This is a genomic window from Sphingomonas arenae (assembly GCF_016924655.1).
Lineage (GTDB): Bacteria > Pseudomonadota > Alphaproteobacteria > Sphingomonadales > Sphingomonadaceae > Sphingomicrobium > Sphingomicrobium arenae.
Genome location: NZ_JAFFJU010000003.1, coordinates 249,686 through 257,580, shown reverse-complemented (window position 1 = coordinate 257,580; position 7,895 = coordinate 249,686). Strand labels below are relative to the sequence as shown.

The following is a 7,895-nucleotide window of genomic DNA, read 5'->3' as shown; positions in this document are numbered from 1 at the left end:
AACCTGGGCGCGACCGAAGCGATGCGCCAGGACCCGCACCTCGCCAACGGCCTCAACGTGTCGGACGGCAAGATCCGCCACCAGGCCGTCGCCGAAGCCCTCGACCTGCCGTTCGAAGCGGCGGCGTAGGTCGGAACAATACAAGAACGTCCACGTTCCTGCATCGGCTCAAATGATTGAAATGGTGTAGGAATCATGGACAAGATCGACGACAATCCGAAGGCTCATCCGACCGGCAACGCTGTCAAGGACCCGGACCATTGGGTCACGGGTGACGAACCGATGACCGGCGCGCAGGCATCGTACCTGCAGACCTTGAGCGAAGAGGCTGGAGAAGAATTCGACCCCGACCTCAACAAGGCGGACGCGTCGAAGAAGATCGACGCGCTTCAGGAGAAGACGGGCCGGGGCGAATAGCCCCGGCTCATTCGCCGGTGGCGGGCTCCGGGGACGACGGGAGCGGCTCGGCCCGGCCTTCGAGCACGGCGATCCCGCCGACGATCATCGGCCGGTAGGCCGTTCCCGTCGGCGTCAGGGCCAAAGCCTGATTCCAGGACTTGAGCGCTTCGTCCCGCTGGCCGGATCGGGCGAGCGCCAGGCCGCGGAAGAACAGCGGCGCGGGATGGCGTGGCGCCAGCTGACGCGCCCGGGCGAAAGCGAACTCCGCCGCCGGCGTAAGCATCCCGGCATGATCGACCAGAGCATTGCCCAGGCCCACCCACAGCCCGGCATCCTCCGGATGCTGGCGAAGCCCCGCGCGCACGATGCCGACCGCCTCTCCGGTCTTGCCGCGCGCTGCGAAACTGTCCGCCATCATAAGCCAGCGACCAGTCTGGTTGAATTGCCCCAGCATCGCCTGCCGCGCGGCAGTCAGCGGCATCGGGGCAGAGCGCTGACTGGAGCTCTTGGGCGCCCCTGACAGGGTTGGCCGGCCCTGCCGCGCGTAACCTGCCCCGCCGACGAGCAGCGCTGCGATCACCAGCTGAAGAGCCGCACCGCGCAGCCGGCCCAGCCACCACAATCCGGCTGCAACCAGAACGAGCAGGCCAACAAAGATCAGAAGCCCGTTCATGATCGCCGCCGACGCTTGAACTGTCCTGCCGCGAGCATGCCACCGGCAAGGACCAGCAGTAGCGGCGCTACCCAGAGAAACAGGGTTTCCGGCGAAAGGCCGGGCTTGTAGCTGACCCATTCTCCATAACGGCTGATCAGCCAGCTACGGACCTGCTCCGGGCTTTCACCGGCCTTGATCCGCTCCCGAACGAGGCTCCGCATGTCCCCGGCGAGTTCGGCATCGCTGTCCGCGATCGATTGCCCCTGGCAGACGAGACAACGCAGCTCCGCCATCAGAGCCTTGGCCTGGGCCTCCTGCCTAGGATCCTCCAGCTGTTGGTAGGCATAGGGAGAGGCGGGCTGTGCGCTGTCGGCCAGCGCGGGGCTGGCGAGGGCGAGGGTCAATGAAGCGAGCCAGACCCTCACCGCGCCTTCTCCAGCTCGGTCAGGATGGTCGGCAAGTCCGCGTCCGTCAGTGGGCCGACGTGCTGGTAGCGGATGACCCCGCTGCCATCGATGATGAAGCTTTCCGGCACGCCGGACGAGCCCAGCGCCATCTGCACCTGGCTGCGCATGTCGCCCCCGACCCGAACGAACGGGTCGCCATGACGGCTCAGGAACTCGGCGACATCGGCAGGCGCATCGCGGATAGCAATGCCGTCGATCTGCACGCCTTGCCGGCGCAGCTGCATCAGCACGGGCGCCTCCCCGATGCAGGGGACGCACCAGCTGGCGAAGAGGTTCACGAGGCGAGGCCCCTTCCCGGCCAGGTCCGCGGAGGACAGTGGCGCCTTGCCCGGGATCGCGGGCGGAAGAGTGAACTGGGGCACCGGCTGGCCGACGAGCCGTGACTTGACGGTGGGATCCGGTGGATCGCTGAGACGCCAACCGACCGCCAGGACGAACAGGGCGAACACGATCAGCGGCAGCGCGAGCCAGAGGCGCCGGTTCATGCGAGCACCTCGGCGTCTGCATGGACGGGCTCCGGATCGGCGTGCACCGGCTTGCGACGGCGTTCGCGCCAGAGCCGGCCGATCAGTGCAAGGAGGCCGCCCAGCGCGATCAGCGCACCGCCGAGCCAGATGAAGGTAACCAGCGGCTTCCACCAGAGACGCAGCTGCCAGCGACCACTCTCATCCTGGCGGCCGAGCACGGTGTACAGCTGGCCGTCGAGAAGGGTGTCGATCGCGGCTTCGTTCGTCTCGGTGGGCGGATCGGAGAAGTAGCGGCTCTGCGGCTTGAGAATCACCGGGGATCCGCCACTGCGCCGCGCCTCGAGCTTGGCCTCGAGCGCAGTCCAGTTCGGTCCCGCCACGGGCTCGATCGAAGCCAGTCGAACCTGCCAAGGGCCGACCTCGAGAGTGTCGCCGACGCGAACCGCAGCGAGCCGTTCCTTGGTGAAGCTGGCGTCCGCGGCGGCCCCGGTCATGGCGACGGCTACTCCGAGATGCGCGGTGACCATTCCCCAAGTTGCGAGCGGAGTGCGCGTAAGCTTGCGGTCGACCAGCGGCAGAATGCTGGCGATTGCCAAGCCGGCGGCCACCGCCAAGCCGAGACGGGCAAGGATGCTCATGCCCGGAGCGACTGCGAACAGGACGAGGAACGTCAGCACCGTCACGACAAGCGGGAGCGTGGCGCGCCGCAAGATGCGTCCTCCGTCGTGCCGCCACCGCAGCAGCGGCCCGACGAACAGCAGGAAGCCGAGCAGCAGGACCAGCGGCGATGTGACCAGGTTGAAATAGGGAGCGCCGATCGACACCGCATACCCCATGGCCTCCGCGGCGATCGGGTAGAAGGTGCCGATGAACACGGTTCCAAGCAGGACGCTGAGCAGCAAGTTATTGCCGACCAGCCCGGCTTCGCGGCTCACCACGTCGAACCGGGCGCCTTCGCGCACTGTGCTGATCCGGGCGGCGAAGATGCCGAGCGCACCGCCGACGTAGATGACCAGGAGCGCGAGAATGAAGGCGCCGCGCTCGGGATCGACGGCAAAGCTGTGCACGGACGTGAGGATGCCGGAGCGCACAAGGAAGGTGCCAATCATCGACATGGAGAAGGCGACGACCGCCAGCATCAGCGTCCAAGCGCGCAAGCCGTTCCTGGCGGCGAGCACGTTCACGGAGTGGAGCAGCGCCGTCGCGGCGAGCCACGGCATGAGGGAGGCGTTCTCGACCGGATCCCAGAACCACCAGCCGCCCCAGCCCAGCTCGTAATAGGCCCAGTAACTTCCGGCGGTGATGCCGATGGTCAGGAGGACCCAGGCGCCGAGCACCCAGGGCCGCATGGCGCGGGCAAGAGCCGGACCGACGTCGCGCGTGATCAGCGCCCCAACGGCGAGGCTGAAGGCTACGGAGAGACCGACATAGCCGAAGTAGAGGGTGGGCGGGTGGAAGGCGAGGCCGGGATCCTGGAGCAGCGGGTTGAGCCCCCTCCCCTCCACCGGTGCCGGGTTGAGGCGGGCGAACGGATTGGAGGCCATCAGGAGGAAGCCGAAGAAGCCCAATCCCAGCGCTGCCTGGGCCCCTAAGGCCGCATGCAGCGCGCGTTCGGGCAGGCGGCGCTCCAGCAGGGCCATGGCCGCGCCCGCGACGGCGAGCACGGTCACCCAGAGGAGCATGGACCCTTCGTGGTTCCCCCACGCGGCCGAGAGCTTGTAGATGAAGGGCTTGGCGCTGTGGCTGTTGGCGGCGACCAGCTCGACGGACAGGTCGGTGCGCACGAACAGCCAGATGAGCATGGCGAAGGAGAACAGGGTCAGCAGGCCCTGAGCGACGGCCACCGGCGCCACGATGGCGCGCGTATCGCCGAGGCGACGACCCGCGAGCGCCACCGCCAGTTGCAGGAGGCTGAGCGCGGCGGCGAGCCACAGCGCGGCGAGGCCGGCTTCCGCGATCATTGCGCCAGCGTCTGCTCCGTCGCGCGCTCCGCACTGACGTTGCCCATCTGCGGCGGCATGTAGCGCTCGTCATGCTTGGCGAGGATGTTGTCGGCGACGAAAACTCCGTCTGGGCCGAGCCGGCCTTCCGCGACGACGCCGCTGTTCTCCTTGAACAGGTCAGGCAGGATGCCGCGGAAGCGCACGGGAACCGTGGCCGGGCCGTCGTAGACCGTGAAGGCAACGGTCACGCCGTCCGCTTGCTTGTCCACGCTGCCCTGCTGGACCATGCCGCCGAGGCGCAGCGGCTGACCCGGCTGGGCACGGCCGGCGGCGATGTCCTGCGGCGTCATGAAGTAAGCGGCGCGATCTTGCAGGCCCCACATGGCGAGCAGGACGGCCCCGATGAGCGCCATCATGGCGAGCAGGACGAGCACCAGCCGCTGGTGCTTGGACCGCACCCTCATCGACGCTCGCGCAGCTGTTCCGCGGCCGCCTCGGCGCGGCGCATGCCCGCAAGCGCCCAAGCGGTCAGCGCCGCGGTTCCGCCCAGGGTCACGGCATAGGCCGCGATCACGAAAGCCCATTGGTTCATTCGCTCGCGGTCCTTCTGAGGCGAGCCTCGATCTTCGTCTCGGCAAGCTCGGTCCGCATGCGCATCAGGACCACGGCGCCGAACAGGGCCGAGAAGCCGAGCATGGTGAAGGGCAGCGGCCAGAGGAGTTCGGGCGCGATGCTGGTGCCGGTGAGTTCGATGCTCTCGCCCTGGTGAAGCGTGTTCCACCACTGGACCGAGAAGTGGATGATCGGCAGATTCACCGCGCCCACGAGGCCAAAAATGGCGGCAAGGCGGCCATCTGGCCCGCGCTCCCGCTCGGCGGCGGACAGGGCGATGTAGCCGAAGTAAAGGAACAGCAGCAGGAGCATGGACGTGAGGCGTCCGTCCCATTCCCACCAGGTGCCCCAGGTAGGCCGACCCCAGATCGAGCCGGTAAGCAGACACAATGCCGTAAAAGCGGCCCCGACCGGCGCGATGGCGCGCCCGGCGACCGCCGCAAGCGGGTGACGCCAGACGATCTGCATCAGCGACGCGACGGCCAACCCCGTCCAGCCGCCCATTCCGAGCCAGGCGGCCGGAACATGGATGTGGAGGATCCGGACGGTTTCCCCCTGGAGGTAGTCGGGCGGAATCACCGACAAGGCGCCCACCACGCCAACCGCCGTCAACACGGCGCCGATCGCCAGCAGCCACGTAGTGGCCGGCCGGGCGATGCGAAGAAAGCGCGTGGGATTGGCAAAGCGGTGCATGGGGCGAGCGGTATGTAGTGCGATGAGTGCGGACATGCCAGACGAACCGCCGCTGGCGAGCGGCCGACCGACCGGATTGTCCCTGTTCCAGAGCTCAGACCCGATCGGCCGACATAGCGCCAGTCCGGAAAAGTCCTTAGGCGCGCCCGATCAGCTTCATGGCCATCGCGTCGGCCACGGTCGCCGGATCGCGGCCAGACGCCTGGCTCTCCGACCAGATGGTCTCCAGCCGCTCCGGAATACCCTCGATCCGGCTGCGGACCACGGAAGCGTCACCGTCCTTCAGATACTCGGTGCTTACGTTGATGATTCCGCCGGCATTGATCACGTAATCGGGTGCGTAGAGGATGCCGCGCTCCATGAGCCGCGCACCGTCTTCTCGGCTGGCGAGCTGGTTGTTCGCGCCGCCCGCGACGATCGGCACGCGCAGGGCGGCGATGCTCTCGGCGTCGAGGATGGCCCCCAGTGCATTCGGACTGAGCACGTCGGCTTCCAGGGTCATGATGTCGGAGGGTGCAACCACCTCCGCTCCGGTCGCGGCGGCGAGCTTCTGCGCGCGGTCGGCATCCACGTCAGCGATGGAGAGCCGGGCACCTTCGGCGGCGGCATGCATGGCGACGCCACTTGCGACACTTCCGGCGCCCTGCAGGGCGATGTGCAGCCCTTGAAGGCTGCTCTTGCCAAGGGCCCGGCGAACGGCCGCCTTGATCCCGAGAAAGACGCCCAATGAGGTATGCGGGCCCGGGTCGCCGCCGACGGCACCCTCCTCCACCGGAAGCCCCGCAACGTAGCGGGTCTGCTGGCTGACCGAGGTCATGTCGGCGACGTTGATGCCGACGTCCTCGGCCGTGACGTACTTGCCTCCCAGCGAATTCACGGCGCGCCCGAACGCCGCCATCATCTCGGGAGTCTTGGTCCGGTTCGCGTCCGCCAGGATCACGCCCTTGCCCCCGCCGAGCGGCAGGCCGGCCATGGCGTTCTTGAAGCTCATGCCCCGCGACAGGCGAAGCGCGTCCGTCAGCGCATCGGCATCGTCCGCATAGTGCCAGAAGCGGCAGCCGCCCGCGGCCGGACCGAGATGGGTGGAGTGCATCGCGATGATCGCCCGAAGGCCGGTCTTCTGGTCGGTGACGAGATGCACGGCCTCGTGCGCGTCAAAGTCGGGCAAACCCCAAAGCGTGGTCATGGATGTTCCACTGAATGAGAGGAAATGGGGCGACCGACGGGACTTGAACCCGCGACCCTCGGTACCACAAACCGATGCTCTAACCAGCTGAGCTACGATCGCCGCGATGTTGCCTCACCTGGGCTCGAAGCCAGAGCTTGGCAAGGCGCGCGAGCCCCTTAAGGTCCAGGGCTTTCCTTGGCAAGCGAAGCTGGGCCCCATGACCAATGCGACGATGACGAAGTTCGGCTATCCTCGAACCCTGTTGATGCAAGGCCGTCACTGGGCCCTGCTTGCACGGCCGGCACAGGTTACGCTCGGCAGTCTGGTGCTCTGCTCGAGGTCGGAGGCCAATGCATACGGCGCGCTGCCGGCGGACGCGTTCGTCGAGCAGGGGAAGATGGTCGCAGCCGCCGAGGACTTGCTTCGGCGCTTCGTCAGCTTCGACCGGATCAACTACCTGATGCTGATGATGGTGGACCCAAACGTGCACTTCCACATCATCCCTCGCTATTCCACGCCAAGGCAGTTCGACGGTATGGACTTTCCCGACTCGGCCTGGCCCGGTCCTCCCGATCTCACCAGAACAACCCCCTTGCACGATTCGGTTCTTGCCGCTTTGAAGCGCCTAACCGACTCGTCGGTAGCATAAAGAAATTGAATATCGGCGGTTTGCAGCCGAAATCATAACGCTTGCGGGAGGCTCTTCCTTTCGGTGATAATATCTCCCGAGGGGCAGAGGCAGGAATATCGATGGTACAACGTTCAAGAGGCGTTGAGGGGCAGTCCATGCCTCTCGGCGATACTCTCATCAAGGCGGGACTGGCCCCCAAGTTGGCCAAGCTCCTGGAAGACATGCCGCACAAGGTTATTCAGGTGGACCCGCGACGTCCGTTCCGGGAGCAGGGCGTCGCTCGCGACGAAGTGCTGTTCGTGCGTCAAGGCATCCTGTCCAAGTTCAAAACTGATGGCGCAGGGCGGCGTCAGATCGTGGCTCTCCGGTTCGCCGGTGATGGCATCCTGCCGCGCGAGGGCAAGGCCGACTATGGCATCCAGGCGATTGTCCGAAGCGAGGTCCTGGTAGGCTCGTCCAGGGATTTCGATCCGATCGTCGACGCCAATCCCGATCTGTCGAAATTCTTCTGGAAGCTTAGCCAACGTCATACGGCGATCGGCTATGAGTGGCTGGTCAACTGCGGCCGGCGGGACTCTACGGCGCGGGTTGCACATCTGCTGTGCGAAACCGTTGCACGATCCGGCAAGAGCGGCGACTCCCCGCGCCTGGTCAATCCGTTCACGCAGCAGCAGATCGCCGACATCACGGGCCAAACCAGCGTGAACGTGAACCGGGTGTTCGCGGACCTCGAGCGGCAGGGCCTCATCCGCCGCGACGGGCGGGAGATCATCTTCTGCGACTGGCCGGAACTGCAGCGGGTGGCGAGCTTCCAACCTCAATATCTGAACTAGGCCACGCCTATACGACGCGTGCCCCCG

Annotated in this window: 11 protein-coding genes, 1 tRNA gene and 1 pseudogene; 4 read left to right on the top strand and 9 right to left on the bottom strand. The window is 66.6% G+C overall.

From position 1 onward, the window contains the following. Positions 1-129: pseudogene (locus tag JT720_RS13955) on the top strand (alanine dehydrogenase); the annotation flags it as partial. Between the two features lie 66 nt (positions 130-195). After that, complete coding sequence (locus JT720_RS12650; RefSeq protein ID WP_205481659.1) at positions 196-417, top strand: DUF3072 domain-containing protein; 222 nt, start codon at positions 196-198, stop codon at positions 415-417. Positions 418-424: 7 nt separating this feature from the next. Here JT720_RS12650 and JT720_RS12645 read toward each other — a convergent pair whose 3' ends face one another. The 9 genes from JT720_RS12645 to JT720_RS12610 all read right to left on the bottom strand — a co-directional run bounded on the left by JT720_RS12645 (position 425) and on the right by JT720_RS12610 (position 6,524). Beyond that, positions 425-1,072, bottom strand: coding sequence for a tetratricopeptide repeat protein (locus tag JT720_RS12645; protein ID WP_205481658.1), 648 nt, complete (start codon positions 1,070-1,072; stop codon positions 425-427). After that, positions 1,069-1,479, bottom strand: coding sequence for a cytochrome c-type biogenesis protein CcmH (locus JT720_RS12640; RefSeq protein WP_205481657.1), 411 nt, complete (start codon positions 1,477-1,479; stop codon positions 1,069-1,071). Before JT720_RS12640 ends, JT720_RS12645 begins: the two co-directional genes overlap by 4 nt. Further along, entirely contained in the window at positions 1,476-2,006 is a 531-nt protein-coding gene (locus JT720_RS12635; protein ID WP_205481656.1) for a DsbE family thiol:disulfide interchange protein, read from the bottom strand. Before JT720_RS12635 ends, JT720_RS12640 begins: the two co-directional genes overlap by 4 nt. Continuing rightward, complete coding sequence (locus tag JT720_RS12630; protein WP_205481655.1) at positions 2,003-3,949, bottom strand: heme lyase CcmF/NrfE family subunit; 1,947 nt, start codon at positions 3,947-3,949, stop codon at positions 2,003-2,005. The genes JT720_RS12635 and JT720_RS12630 overlap by 4 nt, the downstream gene beginning before the upstream one ends. After that, positions 3,946-4,395 (bottom strand): cytochrome c maturation protein CcmE, encoded by a 450-nt coding sequence (ccmE, locus tag JT720_RS12625; RefSeq protein ID WP_205481654.1) that lies wholly within the window; start codon positions 4,393-4,395, stop codon positions 3,946-3,948. The genes JT720_RS12630 and ccmE overlap by 4 nt, the downstream gene beginning before the upstream one ends. Beyond that, the gene (locus JT720_RS14090) at positions 4,392-4,523 is read right to left on the bottom strand and encodes a hypothetical protein (protein WP_272873209.1); all 132 of its coding nucleotides are present in this window, start codon (positions 4,521-4,523) and stop codon (positions 4,392-4,394) included. Before JT720_RS14090 ends, ccmE begins: the two co-directional genes overlap by 4 nt. Further along, on the bottom strand, positions 4,520-5,236 hold the full coding sequence (gene ccmC, locus JT720_RS12620; RefSeq protein ID WP_205481653.1) for a heme ABC transporter permease CcmC: 717 nt from the start codon (positions 5,234-5,236) through the stop codon (positions 4,520-4,522). Before ccmC ends, JT720_RS14090 begins: the two co-directional genes overlap by 4 nt. 136 nt (positions 5,237-5,372) lie before the next feature. Next, positions 5,373-6,422 (bottom strand): Glu/Leu/Phe/Val family dehydrogenase, encoded by a 1,050-nt coding sequence (locus JT720_RS12615; protein ID WP_205481652.1) that lies wholly within the window; start codon positions 6,420-6,422, stop codon positions 5,373-5,375. A gap of 25 nt (positions 6,423-6,447) precedes the next feature. Then, positions 6,448-6,524, bottom strand: a tRNA-His gene (locus JT720_RS12610). Positions 6,525-6,621: 97 nt separating this feature from the next. Between JT720_RS12610 and JT720_RS12605 the strand changes: the two genes are divergently transcribed. Further along, a complete protein-coding gene (locus JT720_RS12605; RefSeq protein ID WP_205481651.1) occupies positions 6,622-7,053 on the top strand; it encodes an HIT family protein in 432 nt (143 codons plus the stop codon). A 137-nt stretch (positions 7,054-7,190) separates the two neighbouring features. Beyond that, the gene (locus JT720_RS12600) at positions 7,191-7,868 is read left to right on the top strand and encodes a Crp/Fnr family transcriptional regulator (protein ID WP_205481650.1); all 678 of its coding nucleotides are present in this window, start codon (positions 7,191-7,193) and stop codon (positions 7,866-7,868) included. Positions 7,869-7,895 lie beyond the last annotated feature (27 nt).